The organism is Tropicimonas omnivorans, from assembly GCF_031846565.1.
GTDB lineage: Bacteria > Pseudomonadota > Alphaproteobacteria > Rhodobacterales > Rhodobacteraceae > Tropicimonas_B > Tropicimonas_B omnivorans.
The window spans coordinates 238,672-257,765 of sequence record NZ_JAVRHL010000001.1 but is presented as its reverse complement, the minus strand read 5'-3'; the positions used below and the strand labels follow the sequence as shown (position 1 = coordinate 257,765).

Here is a 19,094-nt window from a genome sequence, read left to right as displayed (position 1 = left end):
CCGACAGACGGGGACGCCTGATGACCTTCCGCGCCAGACATCTGCTCGGAATCGAGCATCTCGCGCCAGACGAGATCACGGCGATTCTCGATCTCGCCGATGACTACGTGTCCCTCAATCGCTCCACGCAGAAGCATGGCGACGCGCTGGCCGGCCTGACCCAGATCAACATGTTCTTCGAGAACTCCACCCGGACGCAGGCGAGCTTCGAGCTGGCCGGCAAGCGCCTCGGGGCGGACGTGATGAGCATGGCGATGGCCGCCTCCTCGATCAAGAAGGGCGAAACCCTGATCGACACGGCGCTGACGCTGAATGCGATGCATCCGGACATCCTCGTGGTGCGGCATCCCAATTCGGGGGCGGTGAACCTGCTCGCGGAGAAGGTCGCCTGTGCCGTCCTGAACGCGGGAGACGGGCGCCACGAGCATCCCACGCAGGCGCTTCTCGATGCGCTCACGATCCGCCGCAAGAAGGGCCGGCTGCACCGGCTGACCGTCGCGATCTGCGGCGATGTCGCCCATTCGCGGGTGGCCCGGTCGAACATCCTGCTCCTGGGGCGGATGGAAAGCCGCGTGCGCCTCGTCGGGCCGCCGACGCTGATCCCCTCGCAGGCGCGGGACTGGGGGGTCGAGGTCACGCACGACATGGAGACCGGCCTGAAGGATTGCGACGTGGTGATGATGCTGCGGCTCCAGAAGGAGCGGATGGACGGCGGCTTCATTCCCTCCGAGCGCGAATACTACCACCGCTTCGGGCTCGACGCCGAGAAACTCGCCCATGCCAGGGAGGACGCCATCGTGATGCATCCCGGACCCATGAACCGCGGTGTCGAGATCGACGGGACCATCGCGGACGACATCAACCGCTCGGTCATCCAGGAGCAGGTGGAGATGGGCGTGGCCGTGCGGATGGCGGCGATGGACCTCCTGGCGCGGAACCTTCGCGCGGAGCGGAGCGCGGCAGCATGAGCGGGCGCGTCGATGTACCGGCCGGAGAGACCGGCGTGATCCGCGTTTTCGCGGTGGACGCCGCGGCGGGCACGCCGTTCTCCGCGCAGGAGGCCGAGGCGGCTCTGGGCGGCGACACGCTCGACAAGGGGAAGCTGGAGGTGGTGAACCTCGAGGATCTTCTCGGGGTCGGGCTGACGGGCTACTTGATCGAAGGGCTGGGGGCCGATCCCGACGAGGTCGCGCCCGACCGGCAGAAGCTGGACAACCTGTCGGGGCAGGCCGTGATCGTGCCGTCCTCCGCGTTCGAGGGGCGGGCGGTGACGCTGGAGCCGCGCGCTCCGCTCACCGAAATCGGGGCCTACAGGGAAATCGAGGCGACGCCCGCGACCGGCCCGCTCGAAAGCCAGGCGGCAGCGGGCTCCATGGATCGTCCGGGCCGCGGCTCCCGCGCCCCGAGGCTCGCCACACCGCTGGCGGCGCTGATCCTCGTCCTCGTCGCGCTCGGCGTTCTCATCTGGCTGCTGGCAAGCTGATGGCGCGCACGGTCTTCAACGACGCCCGACTGATCGACCCGGTTGCCGGAACGGACGCGCGCGGCTGGCTCCTCGTGGAGAATGGCCGCATCGTCGCGACGGGGCAGGATGCGGCGCCTGAGCCGCAGGGCGGCGAGACGCGCATCGACTGCGGCGGGCGCGCCCTGGCACCGGGGATCGTGGATCTCGGCGTCAAGGTCTGCGAGCCGGGCGAGCGTCACAAGGAGAGCTTCCGCTCCGCCGGCCGCGCGGCCGCGGCGGGAGGCGTGACGACGATGGTCACGCGGCCGGATACGCTGCCCACCATCGACAGCCCGGAGACGCTCGAATTCGCCCTGCGCCGCGCGGCCGAGGCCGCGCCTGTGCGCATCGCCCCGATGGCGGCGCTGACCAAGGGCCGCGAGGGACGCGAGATGACGGAGATCGCCTTTCTGCGCGATGCCGGGGCGGTGGCCTTCACCGACGGGGATATCGTGATCGCGAATACCCGCATCCTCTCCCGCGCCATGGCTTATGCGTGCGAGCTCGGCGCGCTCATCGTGTCCCACCCGCAGGAGCCGGGACTCTCGGCCGGCGCGTCCGCGACCTCCTCCGCCTTCGCCGCGCTCCGGGGCCTGTCGATGGTCTCGCCGATGGCGGAGCGGATGGGGCTCGACCGGGATATCTCCCTCGTGGAGATGACGGGCGTGCGGTACCATGCCGACCAGATCACCTGCGCCCGCGCCCTGCCGTCCCTCGAACGGGCCAAGGCCAACGGGTTCGACGTCACCGCCGGTACCTCGATCCACCACCTCACGCTGAACCTGATCGACGTCGGGGATTACCGCACCTTCTTCAAGATCAAGCCGCCGCTGCGCTCCGAGGAGGATCGACAGGCCATCGTGGAGGCGGTGGCGTCGGGCCTGATCGACACCATCTCGAGCTTCCACACGCCGCAGGACGAGGAGAGCAAGCGCCTGCCCTTCGAGGAGGCCGCGTCCGGCGCCGTGGGGCTGGAGACGCTCCTGCCCGCCGCCATGCGCCTCTACCACTCGGGTGCGCTGAGCCTGCCGCAGCTTTTCCGGGCGATGTCCACGAACCCCGCGAAGCGTCTCGGTCTCGAGGCCGGGCGTCTGTCGAAGGGCGCTCCTGCGGATCTCGTGCTCTTCGATCCCGATGCGCCGTTCGTGCTCGATCGGTTCGCCCTGCGCTCCAAGTCCCGCAACACCCCGTTCGACGGCACGCGGATGGAGGGCCGGGTCCTCGGCACGTGGGTCGGCGGTCAGCGGGTTTTCGGCGAATGATCCTCTCCGCCAGCGCCTCAGGAGCCTGACACCATGCCCGTGATCGACACGCCCCTTCTCTGGCTCGCCGTGACGGCGCTGCTGTCCTACCTCGCGGGCTCCGTGCCGTTCGGGGTCGTCATGGCGCGGGTGTTCGGGCTGGGGGACCTGCGCAAGGTCGGGTCCGGCAATACCGGCGCGACGAACGTGCTGCGCACCGGGAACAAGGGCGCCGCCGCGCTCACGCTGCTGCTCGACGGGGCCAAGGGCGCGGCGGCGGTCCTAATCGCGCGAGCGCTGATGGGGGAGGACGGCGCCCAGGTCGCGGCCCTCTTTGCCTTCGCGGGGCACATCTGGTCGGTGCTGCAACGCTTCAACGGCGGGAAGGGCGTGGCGACGTTTCTCGGCGTGATGCTTGCCCTGGCATGGCCCGTCGGCCTGGCCTGCTGCGCGACCTGGCTCTTGGTGGCGGCGACGACGCGCTATTCCTCCCTCGCGGCGCTCGTCGCGGCGGCGCTGTCGGCGATCTACGTGCTGTTTCTCGACAACGGTGAGAGCGTATGGCTTTCCATCGCCCTTACGATCTTGATTTACATTCGTCATGCGGCGAACATTTCGCGGCTGAAGCTCGGGACCGAACCGAAGATCGGCCGGAAGAGCGTCCCAGAGGCACCCCATGGCGAGCATATGAGCAAGGAAAGTAATCGACTATGATGAGCATGGAAGAGTCCGTCCGGACCTGTCTGGCGAAATACGTCGTCATCTCCGGTCGCGCGCGCCGGAGCGAGTACTGGTGGTTCGCCCTCTTCGTCTTCGCGGTGTCGATCGTGCTCAACCTCGTCGAGACGCTCGTCCTGCAGGGACTGACCTTCGGCCTCATCTCGCTCTTGTGGTCCCTGGCCGTGCTCCTGCCGGGCATCTGCGTCGGCGGGCGGCGTCTGCACGATCGGGACATGTCCGCCTGGTGGCTGCTGCTCGCGCTGATCCCGGGGCTCGGTGCGATCATCCTTCTGGTGCTGTTCTGCCTGCCCGGCACGGACGGGCCGAACCGCTTCGGGCCGGATCCGCTTGGCCGGACGCCGAGCGGCATGGCCGCCGCCTGACGCTTCGGGAGGCGTGATCAGGCGAGGCTCACCCGCGTCGTCCCCGTCTCGATCCCGCGCCAGTTCGTCATCACCGGCGCCATTCGGTTCCGTGCGGCAGGGTCTGCTGCATCGAGGATCCCGTAACGCACGAGGAGAGCGGCGATCAGGGCCTCGGCGGCCCGCGTCGCTCCGTCCTCCACCTTCAGCGCGATGCCGAGACGCTTCTCGGGAATGATCGCGACGAAGACGCCCTCGGCGCCGGTCTTGACCGCGGCGCGCCCCTTCGCGGCCTTCATCAGCTCGGTGCAGCAGCGTCCCTCGCCGGCAACGAGGAGGGGATGCGCCATCATCGCATGGACGAGACGGGCCTGCGCCTCCGCCCGCGCGCCGCTCCCGGCGCCGTCTGCGGCGGCGGCGAAGCCCGCCATGGCGCGGGCGATTCCCTCGAGCGAGGCAGCGAAGTTCGGCGCGGAGCAACCGTCGATCCCGTAGCCGGGGCTGTCCTCCTCCGTGACCTCCTCGAACGCCGCGCGCACCGCCCGCTGAACCGGGTGATCCGGCTCGACATACTCGGTCCCGCCGCCGAGGCGCCGGTTCAGCGTAAGAAACCCTGCATGCTTGCCGGAGCAATTGTTGTGCGTCTGGTCCGGGCGGCCGTCCGACCGGACGAGCGCGTTCGACGTTGCCCTGTCCTGCGGCCAGTGCGCGCCGCAGCGCATGTCCGCCTCGGCCAGCCCCTCGGCCCCGAGCCACTCGCGCACGAGCGCCGTATGCGCCGGCGCGCCCTGGTGGCTGGCGCAGGCGAGGGCGAGGTGCCGCGCCTCGAGGCCCGCGGCCTCCGCCGCGCCGCTCTCTATCAGGGGCAGCGCCTGGATCATCTTCACCGAGGAGCGGGGCAGCACCGTGCGCGCGGGATCTCCCCACGCCTCGACGAGGCCGTCTTCGTGGCGCCAGACGGCGACGCGACCCTCGTGCACCGATTCGTCGAAGGGCCCGCGGGTCAGCGTGACCCGAGCCATGTTCTCACTTGTTCCGTCCGACATCACGATCCCGGCAGTTTTCCGCCGGATCATCTTTCGGAACCGGCCAATTCTGCGTTACAGTAACGCCATCGGGTTGCTTTCCCACCCGCTTTTCCGATGAGAGTCCACAAGGACCGCGACGGGCGGGCAGACATGAGGCAGAGACAGCTGGAGGCTGCAAGACCAATGACGTTTCGGATCGTATCCGGTGCGCTCGCCATGGCGGTCGCACTCGGCGCGGGCAATGCCACCGCCCAGGAATCTACAAACCGTGTCGCCGCGGAGACCGACTGGTCGGTGTTCGTGGAGGACAATCCAACCGAATGCTGGGGCGTCTCGGCGCCCAAGGAGACGGTGAACTCGCGGGACGGGCAGGTCGTGGCCGTGCGCCGCGGGGACATCCTCCTCTTCGTCACGTTCCGGCCCGGTGCCGGCGACGGCGAGATCAGCTTCACGGGTGGATACCCGTTCGCCAACGGCTCCACCGTGAGCATGGATATCGGCGGGACGACTTACGAGCTCTTCACCGAAGGGGAGTGGGCCTGGCCCGCCTCCGCCGAGGACGACGCCGCGATCATGGCCTCGCTCCGCCGCGGGGCGGAAGCTCAGCTGACGGCGCGCTCCAGCCGCGGGACGCAGACGCAGGACACCTTCTCGCTGATGGGCTTCACGGCCGCGATGCAGGAAGCCGAAACCCGCTGCAACCAGTAGCGCCCGGTCCGGGGCGGGGCGCCTGAACGCCCCGCATTATCGCTGACACCGCCGCATCCCGTGCGGCTCGCGCGCCGATCCTCTTTGGACTCGGCGCGTCAAATCGTTTATGTAACCCGCTTCGCAACCGCCCTTCCGGGCCCATCCGGGGATGTGCCGCCATGACTGTCACCACGCCGATCACTCAGGACGTCCTGACCATCCCCCGCAAGGTGGAGGCCGGCGAACGGCTGAACCTCGTCGGCCTGACGCGCGATGGCCTGAGGGAGGCGCTCATCGCCGCCGGCACCCCCGAGAAGCAGGCGAAGATGCGCACCGGCCAGCTCTGGCAGTGGATCTACCAGAAGGGCGTGCGGGACTTTGGCGAGATGACCAACCTCGCGAAGGCCTACCGTGCCGAGCTTGCCGAGCACTTCACCATCGAGATCCCGGAGATCGTCAGCCGCCAGGTCAGTTCCGACGGGACGCGGAAGTATCTCGTCCGCATCGCCGGGGGGCACGAGGTGGAGACGGTCTACATTCCCGAAGAGTCCCGCGGGACGCTCTGCATCTCCAGCCAGGTCGGCTGCACGCTCACCTGTTCGTTCTGCCATACCGGCACCCAACGCCTCGTGCGCAACCTGACCCCCGGCGAGATCGTGGGACAGATCATGCTGGCGCGGGACGATCTCGGCGAATGGCCCGAGCCCGGCCGTCAGCCGAAGGACGAGCAGCGGCTCCTGTCCAATGTCGTGCTGATGGGCATGGGGGAGCCGCTCTACAATTTCGAGAACGTGCGGGACGCGATGAAGATCGCGATGGACGGCGAGGGCATCAGCCTCTCCCGCCGCCGCATCACGCTGTCCACCTCCGGCGTCGTCCCCGCCATCGCGCGGACGGCGGAGGAGATCGGCTGCCTTCTCGCCGTCTCCTTCCACGCGACGACGGACGAGGTGCGCGACACGCTCGTGCCGATCAACAAGAAGTGGAATATCGGGGAGCTGCTGGCGGCCCTGAAGGCCTATCCCAAGCTTTCGAACAGCGAGCGGATCACCTTCGAATACGTCATGCTCGACGGCGTGAACGACAGCGACGAGGATGCGCGGCGGCTCGTGAAGCTGATCGAGGGCATCCCGGCCAAGATCAACCTCATTCCGTTCAACCCCTGGCCCGGCGCGCCCTATGGGCGCTCGTCCAACAACCGGATCCGCGCCTTCGCCGACATCGTCTACAAGGCCGGGTACGCCAGCCCGATCCGCACCCCGCGCGGGGAGGACATCATGGCCGCCTGCGGCCAGCTCAAGAGCGCGAGCGAACGTGCGAAGCGGGCGCGGCCCGGCGCCGAGGCGGCGGCATCCTGAGGGCCGGTTGCATGCGTTTTGCGCTGATCGTCGTTGCCCTTCTGGGCCTTGCCGGCATGGCCGCTGCGCAGGAGGATAGTGGCCGGGCAGACCGGCCCGTCCGCGTCGGCGTGACCGAGATGGCGCCCTACGCCACCCAGACCGGTGACGAGGCCTGGATGGGTCTGGCACCCGAGATCTGGCGGCTGATCGCCGAGCGGGAGGGCGTGGCCTACGATCTCGTCCCGCTTGATCCCTCCGAGATCGTCGGGGCCGTGGAAGCGGGCGATGTCGATCTGGCCATGCCGGTCCCGGCCTCGCTGTCCGTGCTCGACCGGATCGATGTGTCCCTCCCGATCCATACCGCCAAGCTTGGCCTCGCGACGCCGGAGCGCTCATCGATCCTGCCCGTCGTGACGGGGTTGCTCTCCCTCGATTTCCTGCGCGTCGTGCTCGCCCTGTCCGCGCTTCTGCTGGCCGTCGGCGCCGTTCTCTGGGCCATCGAGCGGCGCAAGAACGAGGAGATGTTCAGCCGCAGGCCGCTCCGGGGCCTCGGGGACGGGTTCTGGTGGGCCGGCGTGACGCTGACGACCATCGGCTACGGGGACAAGGCGCCGATCACCTTTACCGGGCGGGCCGTCGCGATGCTCTGGATGCTCGTCGGTCTTGCCGTGAGTTCCGCCCTGACGGCCACCATCGTGACGCTGGCCGATACCGGCGGCACGAACCTGTCCGAGAATCTTCCCGGCCGCACCATCGGCGTGATCGAAGGCAGCAACGCCGAGGCGTTCCTCGAAGACCGGGTGGACGACCTGCGCCCCTACACCGACATGACCCTGATGCTGGAGGCGCTCGACGCGGGCGATATCGAGATCGCCGCCGGCGAGCGGCTCGGGCTGGAGGCGAGCATCGACGACGGCGGCTTCAGCTTCGACGTCCAGGCCACCGTTCTCGATCCGGTCATGATCGGCTTCGGGACGGCGAAGGGGTCCGACCTGTCCGGCGTGATCGACCGCGTTCTTCTCGAGACGATCAACGGGGAGGCCGGCTGGCGGACCCTGCACGGGTATGTCGCAACGGACGGAACCGGGCTCTTCTGACGAGGCGGCGGGACGGATCGCTCCCTGCACCCCGTCCCGTGCACGCCTGCTCCGACTCACGGGCCGCTCAGAAGGATCGCCAGGCGAGCACGGCCCCGGCGGACACGCACATCGCGGAGACGAGGGTGACGCCTGCAAACCCCAAGGCGGTATAGAGCGGCGCCATGATCGCGGGTCCTGCGAAGACGGCCGAGTAGGTGACAGCGCTGTTGAGGCCCATCACTGCGCCGCGCGCCGCCTGTGCCTGCCGGTTGAGGGAGACCACGAGGGCATTCAGCCCCAGCTGGTTCAACCCGCCCCAGACGATGGCGGCGAGGAATGCCAGTACCGACGACGTCAGTGCAAAGCGCCACCCCGCGTAGCTCACCACGAGGCAGAGAAAGATGGCGAGCATGTAGCCTCTGGAAATTCGCGGCGCCACGAATCCCAGCCCCATGCCGGCCGCTCCGAAACCAATCCCGTAGGCTAGGACGAACAGCCCTGCGCCCTGGGCATCCATGCCGAAGGCGTTTCGCAAGCCCTCGCCGTAGAATGCGAAGCTGCCGTAGAATGCCGTCATGTAGGCGAACATGATCACCAGAAGGGTCGCCACCCCCGGAAGCTTGGCAGCCTGAATGGGGCCGGTGCGGATGGAGGCGGCTTTGACGATACGGGGCAAGGTCACGAACAGTCCCACCGCCGTCAGCAGGGATGCCCCCGAGAGCAGGGCGTAGACCATCCGCCACCCCGAATGCTCCGCGACGAACGCCGCCAGGGGCACTGCCAGAACCAGGGAGACCGCCCATCCCGTCATCACGACGCCCAGCCGGGCGGGCGCGCGGCCCTCCGGCGCGGTCGCGGCGGTGGTTGCGTAGGCACCGGGCAGCAGGACGCCTGTCGCGAGCCCGGCAACGGTTTGCGCCGCGCAGAGCCAGACCCACCCCGCACTCATGCCGCTCAGAGCCTGCGCCACGGCCAGAAGGAGCGCCCCGCTCCCCAGGACATGGCCGGCGGGCCATCGGTCGATCGCCGTGGCGAAGCCGAGCGCGGAGAGGGCCGTGGCTCCACCGAAGGCGGAGATCGCCCATGCCACCTGCGCGGGCTCTGCGGCGAGACCCGCCGCGACGTTGGACAGGATCGGGCTGAGAACGAACGAGTTCGCGCCCACCATCATCACGCCCATCAGGAGGACGGGAACGCGCAGCCGGAATAGAAGGTGGTTCGTCTCGGTCGGGGTATTGCTGTATGACATACGGCATGATCGCGTGGCGATCTCCACCGGTTCAAGGAAAAGCGGGGTTCGGAATGGCAGAAACGAAGGGCATTCGAACATCCACCTCCCATCCGTCCGGACTCGACCGGATCGACCGAATGCTGTTAAGGCTTCTGGCCGAGCGGGCGGATCGCTCCTACGCCGAGCTGTCCGAGGCTGTTCATCTGTCTCCGCCCGCGGTCCACGAACGCGTCAAACGTCTGCGGCGTGACGGCGTCATTCGCCAGACCGTCGCACGGCTTGATGGCGAACGGATCGGATGCCCGCTCCTCGCCTTCGTTCACGTCATGACCGAGGGCTGGGGCATGACGGCTCCGATAGAAGCGCTGCGCAGCCTGGCCGATGTGGAAGAGATCCACACGGTTGCCGGGGACGCGTGCCTGATCCTGAAGCTTCGGTGCAGCGGTCCGGCGGGGCTGGAAAGGCTCCTCTTGCGGATACAGGACATCGAAGGGGTGCGTTCGACGCACAGCTACGTCGCTCTCGGCACCTATCTCGAACGAGGTCCGATGCCGGAAATGCCGGGGCCCGCCGCCGGACCGAGGGGGTAGGCCGCTCAGGGCGCCGCTCCGCCGGCGCACTCACCGGCCGAGCGCGCCCGCAGGGGTCAGGTCCGTCCGGGAACGTGGCTGCGCTTCGTGCCGGCGCCTTCCCATCCGTCCATCGCCTCGAGCGCCTCTTCGGCCGTCTCCACGATGCGGAAGAGGTCGAGATCGGCCTCGGCGATGGTGCCGGCCTTCACCAGAGCGTCGAAGTTCACCACGCTTTCCCAGAACTCCCGACCGAACAGCAGGACGGGTACGCGCTTCATGCGGCCGGTCTGGATCAATGTCAGCGTCTCGAAGGTCTCGTCCAGCGTGCCGAAGCCGCCGGGGAAGACCGCGACCGCCTTCGCGCGCATCAGGAAGTGCATCTTCCGGACGGCGAAGTAGTGGAAGTTGAAACACAGCTCGGGGGAGACATAGGCGTTCGGCGCCTGTTCGTGCGGCAGCACGATGGACAGGCCGATGGACTTGCCGCCGGCCTCCTCCGCACCGCGGTTGCCCGCTTCCATGACGCCCGGCCCGCCGCCGGTGCAGATCACCTCCTCGCGGCCGCCGGTCTTCATCGAGCGCTCCGTCACCGCCTGGGCGAAGAGCCGCGCGACGCGGTACCAGCGCGCCATGCCGGTCGCCTCGACCTCCTCGTCTTCGCTCGCCGGGCGCGGAACGCGGGCGCCGCCGAAGAGCACGACGGTGCTTTCGACGCCCGCCTCGCTCATGGCAAGTTCCGGCTTGAGGAGCTCGAGCTGGAGCCGGACGGGGCGCAGTTCGTCCCGGCAGAGGAACTCGTCGTCGGCAAATGCGAGCCGATAGGCCGGCGCGCGGGTCTGCGGCGTGTCCGGCACGCCGCGAGAGGTCCGGATGTCCTCGCCGGCGTCGCGGAAGCCGCTCTGTCTGTCGTGGCGGTCTGTCATGGTTCGTCCCCTGCACTGCTCCGGGAGGCGCGGGCTCGCGTTGCGCGCCCGGGAGCCAAGGTCTATAGCCTCCGCCGGACCGAGGCCAGAGGAGAGCGGAGCGATGGGACACGCAGATCTCGAACGGGCGATCGAGGCGGCATGGGATGCCCGCGCCGACATCACCCCCACCACGGGCGGCGAGACGCGCGAGGCAATCGAGGCCACGCTCGAAGCGCTGGACAGCGGACGCCTGCGGGTCGCCGAGCGCGGTGACGGCGGCGACTGGACGGTGAACCAGTGGGCCAAGAAGGCCGTGCTCCTCGGTTTCCGGATTCGCGACATGGAGCAGCAGCCCGGCGGCCCGCAAGGCGGCGGCTGGTGGGACAAGGTGGACAGCAAGTTCGCCGGCTGGGGCGAGAACCGCTGGCGCGACGCCGGCTTCCGCGCCGTCCCGAACGCCATCGTCCGCAAGTCCGCCTACATCGCCCCCGGCGTCGTGCTGATGCCCTCCTTCGTGAACCTCGGCGCCTATGTCGACGAGGGCACGATGGTGGACACATGGGCCACGGTTGGGTCCTGCGCCCAGATCGGCAAGGGCGTTCACCTGTCCGGCGGCGTCGGCATCGGCGGCGTGCTCGAGCCGCTTCAGGCGGAGCCGACGATCATCGAGGACAACTGCTTCATCGGCGCCCGGTCCGAGGTCGTGGAGGGGGTGATCGTGCGCGAGGGCTCCGTGCTCGGCATGGGTGTCTATCTCGGCCAGTCCACCAAGATCTTCGACCGCGAGACGGGAGAAGTCTCCTATGGCGAGGTCCCGCCCTATTCCGTCGTCGTCTCCGGCTCCCTGCCCTCCAAGGGCGGCGTGAACCTCTATTGCGCGGTGATCGTGAAGCGCGTGGACGAAAAGACCCGCGCCAAGACCGGCATCAACGAACTCCTGCGGGACTGAGGGACGCTTGGGCAAGGCCGTCATCGCGCAGATCGTCTCCGGGCTCGGGAACCAGCTTCTCGAGTTCGGGACGGCCTATGCGATCGCGAAGCGCCTGGGCGTTCCCCTCGATCTCGACCTGACCTGGCACGCGAAGAAGGAGCGTGCCGGCGAGACCGGCCGGGCGCAGGAACTGACCGCGCTCATTCCGGAGAGCTTCTATCGCCGGACTCGCTATTACGGGCCGATCGACAAGCGGCTCGATCGGCTTCGCAAGATGCTGACGGGACGGGAGACGCGCTTCGGTCTGCCCATCTGGGATGCCAACCCCGCTGAACTCGAGGAGGCCGATGCGATCGCGGCCCCCGTCTACGCGCGGCGCGTCTGCACCGACACCCGGATCATGGCGCCCTGCCTGCCGGAGCTGTTGCCTGCGATCCGGGAGCGTCTGTTCGCGGCCCGCATGGCGCCACGGGAGGACCGGGCGTTCGTCCATGTCCGTCTCGGCGATTACCGGACGCCCGAAGTGGCCAAGGGGTTCGTTTCCCTCGGGCCCGACTGGTACGGCAGGGCGATGCGGGCCTACGAGGAGATCACAGGTCCCACGCGGTGGGTCCTCTGTTCCGATGAGCCTTACGACGCGCTGGACATGCTGCCGGGCGGCTTCGACGTCACGGTCAGCCAGGCCACGGACACCCTCGGAGATCTTGCGGTGATGGCGGCCGCGCGAGGCGGCGTGACCGCCAATTCCACCTTCTCCCTCTGGGGTGGCCTCCTGAGCGAAGGGGGGCCGGTGGTGGCGCCCGAAGTCTGGCGCATCAAGAAGCGCTCGCCGATCCTGCCGCCGGACTGGGTTCTCATCCGAGATGGCTGAGGCGAGGATCGTTGCCCAGATCTCGTTCGGCCTCGGGAATCAGCTTCTCCAGTTCGGAGCGGCTTATGCCATCGCGCGCCGTCTTGGCGTGCCGCTCGACCTGGACTTGAGCTGGTTCGGGGCGACCCATGGCGACAAGACCACGGCTCGGGCGGAGGAACTGACGGCGCTCGTGCCTGACCACCTCTACCGAAATCTGTGCCGCCAGGGCCGGTGGACCACCGTGACGGACGGACTGCGCAAGGGTCTGACAGGGCGGGAGACCCGCTTCGGACTGCCCGTGTGGGACGCATACTGGAGCAGGACGGAGGATGCGGCGACCCTCGCCGCCCCCCTCTATATCAAGGACATATCCTTCGATACGCGCCTTATGGCCCCCGCCTTGCCGGACATCCTGCCTGCCGTGCGGGCGCGTCTGGCCGCGCGGTACAGGGCTCCCGAAGGGCGCTATGCCTTCCTCCACGTCCGCCGGGGCGATTATCTGAGCAAGAAATTTGCCCGGAAGTTCCGCCTGCTCGGGCCTGATTGGTACGGGGCCGCGATGTCGGCCTACGAGGAGGCGAACGGAAAGGCCCGGTGGATCCTTTGTTCGGACGACCCGCCGGCGGCGCTGGAGACGATGCCGGAGGGGTTCAGTATCGAGACGAGCCCGGCGACGTCCACGCTGGAAGACCTCGCCCTCATGGCGGGCGCATCCGGCGGGGTGACGGCGAACTCGACCTTTTCCCTCTGGGGCGGGCTTTTGTCGGGCGGGGCCGTGGTCGCGCCGGGGGAGTGGCGCGTGGACGGGCGTGCCTCGCCGGTGCTGCCGGAACACTGGACGCTCCTGTGACTTGCACCCCCGTCTCCACCGCCCGATAGAAGGGCCGTCACAATTTCGGAAGGGCACTCATGGCGAAGCGCGAGCAGCAGGTCTTCACGCTTCTGGTGGAGGTCGGACGCAAGTCCGGCGACGGTCTTCCGGACGGGGCCACGGGGGCCGCGCTGATGTGCTTCGCCTCCGGCGTGGACGAAGCGGAGGCGGTGCGGGAGACCGTGGCGACCCTCAAGCAGGCGGATCTCGCCCCCCTCGATGTCTCCGGCTACGGAACGCTCGACGAACGGCTGGCCGAGGGCCACGAGATCTCCGGCGAGGAGCGCGGGCTGATGGCGCGGGCGCTCGAAGAGAACGCGGTCATCGTCGCCCAGATGACGCCGTTCTTCGGCGACGAGGACTGACGCCTTGGCCTATCGCATGCTGATGCTCAACGTCGCTCCGGATCGCTCGGACGGCGTCGAGGACGTGATCGATGAGATCGAGCCGCGCACCTGGTGGCGCTCGGAGGCGCAGAGCGGCGAGGACATCGTCCAGTATTACGTCGTGCTGCACGAAAGCCGCTCCCAGGTGCTTCAGGACAAACTCTCCGAGAGGTTCGAGGAAAACCAGTTCCGGCTCGTGACCCTCGCGCTCGAGAGCGTCCTTCCGCAGATCGACAACGAGGAGGAGCAGGAGCGGCTCGAACAGACCGAGACCTCGAGCGCCCGTGCCGAGATCTACGACGACGTGCTGAACAACGCTCTCCTGACCTGGGATTTCCTTATCCTGACGGCCGCGGCCGCCTTCGTGGCCGCGATCGGACTGACCAGCGGACAGGTCGCCGTGGTGATCGGGGCGATGGTGATCGCGCCGCTCCTGGGACCGATCCTCGCCTTTGCCTTCGGGGCGGCGCTCGGCAACCGCCGGCTGCTCCTCATCAGCCTTCGGGCGCTGGGGGCCGGGCTCGGTGTCGCCATCGCGGTGTCGGCGGTGATGGGGACGGTCCTGCCGCTTCAGATCGACGATTCGATGGTGAACTTTTCCGAACCCCTCGGGCTCACCACCGCCGCGCTGCCGCTGGCCTCCGGGGTCGCCGCCGCGCTGATGGTGGTGCAGGGGCAGGCCTCCGCCCTCGTCGGCGTGATGGTCGCCGCGGCGCTCCTGCCGCCCATCGCGGCGATGGGGCTGCTCGTGGGATCGGGCGCGTGGTATCAGGCGGGGCGGGCGGCCGTGACGGTCATCGCCAACATCGTCGCCATCAACCTCGCTGCGCAGGCCGTCTTCATGTGGCGCGGCATCCGCCCGCATCGCTGGCTGTCGGATGACGCGAAGGCCGGCCAATCCCGGGTCTGGATGCTCGGCGCCTGGGTGATCCTCCTGGGCGCGCTCTTGGGCGGGATCCTCTTCGTCGAAGGCAGTTTCGCCTCGGAGGGCGATGACGGTGGACAGCAGACCGCGGCGCCCGCCGACCCCGACTGAGGCGCGGCGCGAGCTTGAGGCGGTATCACGAACGCGCTACGCCGCTCCCCATGAGCCAGACCGTAGATCCCGTACGCCTCACCGCCGACCTCGTCCGGTGCCCCTCCGTCACGCCGGAGGAGGCCGGAACCTTCGCCATCCTGGTGCCGATCCTCGAGGCCGCGGGCTTCGAGTGCCATCGCTGCGACAGGGGCGGCGTGCCGAACCTCTATGCCCGCAAGGGACCGAAGGGCGCGGCCCGGACGCTGGCTTTCGGCGGGCATGTGGACGTGGTCCCGGTCGGTGACGAGGCCGAGTGGTCCTGCGATCCCTTTGGCGCCGAGATCCGGGACGGCGTGCTCTACGGTCGCGGGGCGACGGACATGAAATCCGGCGTCGCAGCCTTCGTCGCTGCGGCCGTGGAGGCCGGGCAGGACCTGCCGCCGGACACCGCACTTTCACTCCTGATCACCGGGGACGAGGAGGGACCGGGCCGGGACGGAACGCTCGCGATCCTCGACTGGATGGAACAGGCGGGGGAAAGCATGACCGCCTGCATCGTGGCCGAACCCTCCTGCCCGGAGATCATGGGCGAGATGATCAAGATCGGCCGCCGGGGCTCGCTCAACCTTGTGTTCACTGTGAAGGGCGTTCAGGGCCACGTCGCCTATCCGCACCGCGCGAAGAACCCGGTGGACGGCGCCGCCGAGCTTGCCCACCGCCTCGCCACGCTCAGGCTCGATGAAGGGTCCGAGCATTTCGACCCCTCGACGCTCGCCCTGACCGGCATCGATACCGGCAACCTGGCGACGAATGTCATTCCCGGCGCAACCGCCGTCCGCGCCAATATCCGCTTCAACGATCTGCACAGCGGCGCCTCCCTCACCGAAAGGATGCGCGGGATCGGGGACGAGGTGGCACAGGCCCACGGCCTCCAGATCACGCTCAAGGCGCGGATTTCGGGCGAATCGTTCTTCACGCCTCCGGGCGAGCTTTCGGACATCGTGGCCCGCATCGTCGCCGACGAGACGAAGGTCATTCCCGTCCTGTCCACCGGTGGCGGCACCTCCGACGCGCGGTTCATCCGGGCGCATTGCCCGGTCGTCGAGTTCGGCCTCGTGGGGCTGACCATGCACCAGACGGACGAGCGCGTCGACGTTCAGCAGATCGAGACCCTCGCCCGCGTCTTCACCCGTATTGCAAGGGAGTTCGTATCATGAGTGTCGAGATCGTCGAGGCGACGGAGGAGGCGGATCTCGAGGCGTGTTTCGCGGTCCGTCACGAGGTGTTCATCGGTGAGCAGAAGGTGACCATCGAGCAGGACAGGGACGGCCGGGACGGCGAGGCGATGCATTTCCTCGCGCGCGAGGACGGGCGCCCGGTCGGCGCCATGCGGGTGCGGATCGTCGGGGATGCGGGCAAGCTGGAGCGGGTTTGCGTCCTCAAGGAGCGCCGCGGTACCGGCGCCGGCGCCGCGATGACCCGCGCTGCACTGGCGAAGCTCCGAAGCACGCCCGGTATCGTGCGGGTGATCCTCGGGGCGCAGGTTCCGGCGATCCCGTTCTACGAGCGGCTCGGCTTCACCGCCCATGGCGAGATCTACGATGATTCCGGCATCGCGCATCGGAGCATGGCGCTGGAGCTGTGAGCGCGCGGCCCCGCGTCGTCCTGATGCTCAAGGAGCCGCGGCCGGGCCGGGTCAAGACGCGCCTCGCGCGGGACATCGGGCGGATCGAGGCGGCGTGGTGGATGCGGCGGCAGATTGCCCGCGTGCTGCGGCGATTGTCCGATCCCCGTTGGGACCTCGAGCTTGCCGTGGCGCCGGACGGGGCGCTCGCGTCCCGCGTCTTTCCGGCCCATCTGCCGCGCCGCCCCCAGGGGCGCGGCGATCTCGGTGCTCGCATGGCCCGGATCCTGGCGGACGGGACTGGCCCCGTAATCGTCGTCGGCGGTGATATCCCAGCGCTGGACCGGCGCCACGTCGCCGAGGCGTTCCGGGTCATGCGCGCGGCGGATGTCGCGATCGGCCCGGCGAGCGATGGCGGCTACTGGCTGATCGGTCGGAGCGCCCGGCGCGGGTTGCCGATCGGCGCGTTCGGCAAGGTCCGCTGGTCCACCTCCCACGCTTTAGAGGACACGCTTCAAACGCTGGAGGGGCGACGGGTGGCGATGCTGGAGACGCTTCGGGACGTGGACGCCGCGGCAGATCTGAAGGCGCCTGGCGTCGCGGCCGGGCGGAGCGGATAGACGCTTTCGCCCGGCCGATGCTCTCGCCGGGCCGTCAGTTCAGGCGCAGGATCGCGACGTTCAGCGCGAAGGCGTAGGTCAGCCAGGCGAGATAGGGCAGGATCAGCGCACCCGCCAACGTGTCGTGCCTCCAGAAGGCGATGCAGGTGCAGAGGGCGGCGACCCACAGAACACCGATGACGACGGCACCGGTGCCCATGCGGTGCGCGCCGAAGAAGACGGGCGTCCAGAGCGTGTTGAGGGCGATCTGGATCGCCCAGAAGCCCACCGCATGCGCCGTGCCCGGCATAACCGCGACGCGGGCCGCCGCCCAGGCGATGATCACGTAGAGGATCGGCCAGACGATGGGGAAGGCAAGGTTCGGCGGCGTCCAGGACGGCTTTGCCAGCTCCTGATACCACGTCCCCGGCTTGAAGATGGAGCCGGTCGAGGCGGCCGCGGCGCAGGCGATGAGGAAGAGAAGAAAGACCGTCCAGGGCATCTAGTTGTCCGTATCCGAAGCTGCATCCTCGGGGTCCAGCGAGAGGAGGAAAGAGTAGACGTCCGCCGCCTCCTGTTCCTTTCGCAGGCGGAAGGACATCTTGCTTCTCGCCCGGCCGTCGCCCGTCACCTCGCGCAGGTAGCCCGTCGGATCCTGAAGATAAGGGATCATCTCGGCGGCGCCCCAGTGGAGGCCGTGTTCGGCGCCGGCCTCGACGAGGGATTTGCCGTACTTGAAGTCCTCCCGCGTGCCGGCCTGGTCGTTCGCGATGCCGTAGAGATTCGGCCCGATCTTTCCGTTCCGCCCGGCGAGGGTCTCGCCCTCCGGCGTCTGGATCACGTGGCAGGAGACGCAGCGGCGCGCGAAGATCTTCTCTCCGGCAGCGGCATCGCCCTCCTCCTGCGCCCCCGCGATGCCGGCAGGCAGAAGAAGAAGGGTGGCGAGAAGGGGCAGGGACCGTGGCATGGGACTGGCTTTCCGTGACTGCGTGAGTGTCTCAGATGTGCGCCCGGATTTCGGGGCGGGCAAGGCGGCGAGTTGTCCCGGCCAGGGGGGCGTGATCGACGCTCGCCGGGCTAGGCCCCCGCGCCGAGCGCCCTGATCTCTTCCACCAGAGAGGCGTCCAGCCTTACGCCCTCGGTCCGCGCCGCGCTGAGCCGTGCCAGCTCGCGATCCCCCGGAACCATGACCGGGCGGGACGGATCGCTCGCAGGCGTCTCGCGCAGGAGCGACGTGGCATCCCGCATCCGCTTCGCCAGCCAGTCGGGCGAACCGAGCTTGCCCGTGTCGATCAGGATGAAGACATGTCCGATCTTCTGCTGCGCCTCGGGGTGATCCACCCATGAGCTTACATGGGTCAGGTAGGTCGCGCCCGACAGCACGCCGCAGAGCATGTCCACCGCAAGGGACAGGCCGTAGCCCTTGTGCCCGCCCATCGGTTGCAGGAAGCCCTTGAGCGCCTCGGCGGGGTCGCTCGTCGGGCGGCCGTCGCGGTCCGTCGCCCAGTCCTCGGGGATCGATTTGCCCTCCTTGAGCGCCGCGCGGATCTTGCCCCGTGCGGCGACGGAGATCGCCATGTCGATGAGGACCGGATCGCCGCCGGGATCCGGGAAGCCGAAGCCGATGGGGTTGTTGCCGAGCCGCGCCTCGGACCCGCCGGTCGGCGCTATGGTGACGGAGGCGTTGGTCGCGATGATCGAGGCGAACCCCTGCTCCGCGGCGAGGAGGGAATAGGGCGCGATGGCGCCGAAATGACTGGAGCCCTTGCAGAACGTCGCGGCGATGCCGGTCTTGCGCGCGGCCTCCATGGTCAGCTCCAGCGCGGTGATGCCGGTGACGGGCCCGAGGCCGGCATGCCCGTCCACGCGGGCGAGGGCGGGGGCGAGGGTCTCGATCTCAAGCTCCGCGTCGACGTCGATGCCACCGAGGCTCATCCGCTCGCAGTAATTCACGACGCGCAGAAGGCCGTGCGTGTGGATGCCCATCATGTCGCCGAGGGCGAGGATCTGCGCGGTCACGCGGGCGCGGTCCCGTGCGACGCCCTGTGCCTCGAAGGCGCGGCAGGCGAGGGTGACGAGCTCCTCCTCTTTCAGAAGCGGTGCGGATGCGTCGGTCATTCTTGTCTCCCGGGCGGCGTGC

At 68.7% G+C, this 19,094-nt stretch carries 23 protein-coding genes; 17 read left to right on the top strand and 6 right to left on the bottom strand.

The window, feature by feature from the left end:
- The first annotated feature begins 20 nt into the window (after nt 1-20).
- From RM543_RS01315 to RM543_RS01295, 5 genes are read left to right on the top strand one after another with little or no spacing between them, the layout of a single operon-like run.
- Nucleotides 21-968 (top strand): aspartate carbamoyltransferase catalytic subunit, encoded by a 948-nt coding sequence (locus RM543_RS01315; RefSeq protein WP_116085125.1) that lies wholly within the window; start codon nt 21-23, stop codon nt 966-968.
- Nucleotides 965-1,483: a hypothetical protein gene (locus RM543_RS01310; RefSeq protein ID WP_311688888.1), complete on the top strand. Its 519-nt coding sequence runs from the start codon at nt 965-967 to the stop codon at nt 1,481-1,483. The genes RM543_RS01315 and RM543_RS01310 overlap by 4 nt, the downstream gene beginning before the upstream one ends.
- Nucleotides 1,483-2,766, top strand: coding sequence for a dihydroorotase (gene pyrC / locus RM543_RS01305; protein WP_311688886.1), 1,284 nt, complete (start codon nt 1,483-1,485; stop codon nt 2,764-2,766). The genes RM543_RS01310 and pyrC overlap by 1 nt, the downstream gene beginning before the upstream one ends.
- A gap of 33 nt (nt 2,767-2,799) precedes the next feature.
- On the top strand, nt 2,800-3,459 hold the full coding sequence (gene plsY / locus RM543_RS01300; protein ID WP_311688885.1) for a glycerol-3-phosphate 1-O-acyltransferase PlsY: 660 nt from the start codon (nt 2,800-2,802) through the stop codon (nt 3,457-3,459).
- Nucleotides 3,459-3,848, top strand: coding sequence for a DUF805 domain-containing protein (locus RM543_RS01295; protein WP_311688883.1), 390 nt, complete (start codon nt 3,459-3,461; stop codon nt 3,846-3,848). Before plsY ends, RM543_RS01295 begins: the two co-directional genes overlap by 1 nt.
- A 17-nt stretch (nt 3,849-3,865) precedes the next feature.
- On the opposite strand, the gene RM543_RS01290 is transcribed toward RM543_RS01295, so the two are convergent.
- Nucleotides 3,866-4,873, bottom strand: a complete 1,008-nt coding sequence (locus tag RM543_RS01290; protein WP_311688881.1) for an asparaginase — start codon at nt 4,871-4,873, stop codon at nt 3,866-3,868.
- A gap of 165 nt (nt 4,874-5,038) precedes the next feature.
- On the opposite strand from RM543_RS01290, the gene RM543_RS01285 reads away from it, so the two are divergent.
- The 3 genes from RM543_RS01285 to RM543_RS01275 all read left to right on the top strand — a co-directional run bounded on the left by RM543_RS01285 (nt 5,039) and on the right by RM543_RS01275 (nt 7,982).
- Complete coding sequence (locus RM543_RS01285) at nt 5,039-5,563, top strand: invasion associated locus B family protein (protein ID WP_311688879.1); 525 nt, start codon at nt 5,039-5,041, stop codon at nt 5,561-5,563.
- A gap of 161 nt (nt 5,564-5,724) precedes the next feature.
- On the top strand, nt 5,725-6,903 hold the full coding sequence (gene rlmN, locus RM543_RS01280) for a dual-specificity RNA methyltransferase RlmN (protein WP_311688877.1): 1,179 nt from the start codon (nt 5,725-5,727) through the stop codon (nt 6,901-6,903).
- Between the two features lie 11 nt (nt 6,904-6,914).
- Entirely contained in the window at nt 6,915-7,982 is a 1,068-nt protein-coding gene (locus RM543_RS01275; protein ID WP_311688875.1) for an ion channel, read from the top strand.
- Nucleotides 7,983-8,049: 67 nt separating this feature from the next.
- Here the strand turns inward: RM543_RS01275 and RM543_RS01270 are convergent, their stop codons facing one another.
- Nucleotides 8,050-9,213 carry an MFS transporter gene (locus RM543_RS01270; protein WP_311688873.1) on the bottom strand — a complete coding sequence of 388 codons (1,164 nt, stop codon included), beginning with the start codon at nt 9,211-9,213 and terminating at the stop codon, nt 8,050-8,052.
- A gap of 53 nt (nt 9,214-9,266) precedes the next feature.
- On the opposite strand from RM543_RS01270, the gene RM543_RS01265 reads away from it, so the two are divergent.
- Entirely contained in the window at nt 9,267-9,785 is a 519-nt protein-coding gene (locus RM543_RS01265; protein WP_311688871.1) for an Lrp/AsnC family transcriptional regulator, read from the top strand.
- 56 nt (nt 9,786-9,841) lie between these two features.
- Here the strand turns inward: RM543_RS01265 and RM543_RS01260 are convergent, their stop codons facing one another.
- A complete protein-coding gene (locus RM543_RS01260) occupies nt 9,842-10,690 on the bottom strand; it encodes an LOG family protein (protein ID WP_311688869.1) in 849 nt (282 codons plus the stop codon).
- A gap of 103 nt (nt 10,691-10,793) precedes the next feature.
- Between RM543_RS01260 and dapD the strand changes: the two genes are divergently transcribed.
- Genes dapD through RM543_RS01220 form a run of 8 tightly spaced genes read left to right on the top strand, consistent with a single transcriptional unit; the run spans nt 10,794 to nt 16,975 of the window.
- Nucleotides 10,794-11,621 (top strand): 2,3,4,5-tetrahydropyridine-2,6-dicarboxylate N-succinyltransferase, encoded by an 828-nt coding sequence (dapD, locus tag RM543_RS01255; protein WP_311688868.1) that lies wholly within the window; start codon nt 10,794-10,796, stop codon nt 11,619-11,621.
- 7 nt (nt 11,622-11,628) lie between these two features.
- Entirely contained in the window at nt 11,629-12,474 is an 846-nt protein-coding gene (locus RM543_RS01250) for an O-fucosyltransferase family protein (protein ID WP_311688867.1), read from the top strand.
- On the top strand, nt 12,467-13,306 hold the full coding sequence (locus RM543_RS01245) for an alpha-1,2-fucosyltransferase (RefSeq protein WP_311688865.1): 840 nt from the start codon (nt 12,467-12,469) through the stop codon (nt 13,304-13,306). The genes RM543_RS01250 and RM543_RS01245 overlap by 8 nt, the downstream gene beginning before the upstream one ends.
- A gap of 59 nt (nt 13,307-13,365) precedes the next feature.
- Nucleotides 13,366-13,692 (top strand): DUF8846 family protein, encoded by a 327-nt coding sequence (locus RM543_RS01240; protein ID WP_116085143.1) that lies wholly within the window; start codon nt 13,366-13,368, stop codon nt 13,690-13,692.
- A gap of 4 nt (nt 13,693-13,696) precedes the next feature.
- Nucleotides 13,697-14,749, top strand: coding sequence for a TIGR00341 family protein (locus tag RM543_RS01235; protein WP_311688862.1), 1,053 nt, complete (start codon nt 13,697-13,699; stop codon nt 14,747-14,749).
- A 50-nt stretch (nt 14,750-14,799) separates the two neighbouring features.
- Complete coding sequence (dapE, locus tag RM543_RS01230; protein WP_311688859.1) at nt 14,800-15,948, top strand: succinyl-diaminopimelate desuccinylase; 1,149 nt, start codon at nt 14,800-14,802, stop codon at nt 15,946-15,948.
- A complete protein-coding gene (locus tag RM543_RS01225; protein ID WP_311688857.1) occupies nt 15,945-16,376 on the top strand; it encodes a GNAT family N-acetyltransferase in 432 nt (143 codons plus the stop codon). Before dapE ends, RM543_RS01225 begins: the two co-directional genes overlap by 4 nt.
- Nucleotides 16,373-16,975 carry a TIGR04282 family arsenosugar biosynthesis glycosyltransferase gene (locus tag RM543_RS01220; protein ID WP_311688855.1) on the top strand — a complete coding sequence of 201 codons (603 nt, stop codon included), beginning with the start codon at nt 16,373-16,375 and terminating at the stop codon, nt 16,973-16,975. Before RM543_RS01225 ends, RM543_RS01220 begins: the two co-directional genes overlap by 4 nt.
- A gap of 34 nt (nt 16,976-17,009) precedes the next feature.
- On the opposite strand, the gene tspO is transcribed toward RM543_RS01220, so the two are convergent.
- From tspO to RM543_RS01205, 3 genes are all read right to left on the bottom strand, one after another.
- Entirely contained in the window at nt 17,010-17,456 is a 447-nt protein-coding gene (gene tspO, locus RM543_RS01215; RefSeq protein ID WP_311688853.1) for a tryptophan-rich sensory protein TspO, read from the bottom strand.
- Entirely contained in the window at nt 17,457-17,921 is a 465-nt protein-coding gene (locus RM543_RS01210) for a c-type cytochrome (protein WP_311688851.1), read from the bottom strand.
- A gap of 110 nt (nt 17,922-18,031) precedes the next feature.
- Entirely contained in the window at nt 18,032-19,072 is a 1,041-nt protein-coding gene (locus RM543_RS01205) for an Ldh family oxidoreductase (RefSeq protein WP_311688849.1), read from the bottom strand.
- Between the last annotated feature and the right edge of the window lie 22 nt (nt 19,073-19,094).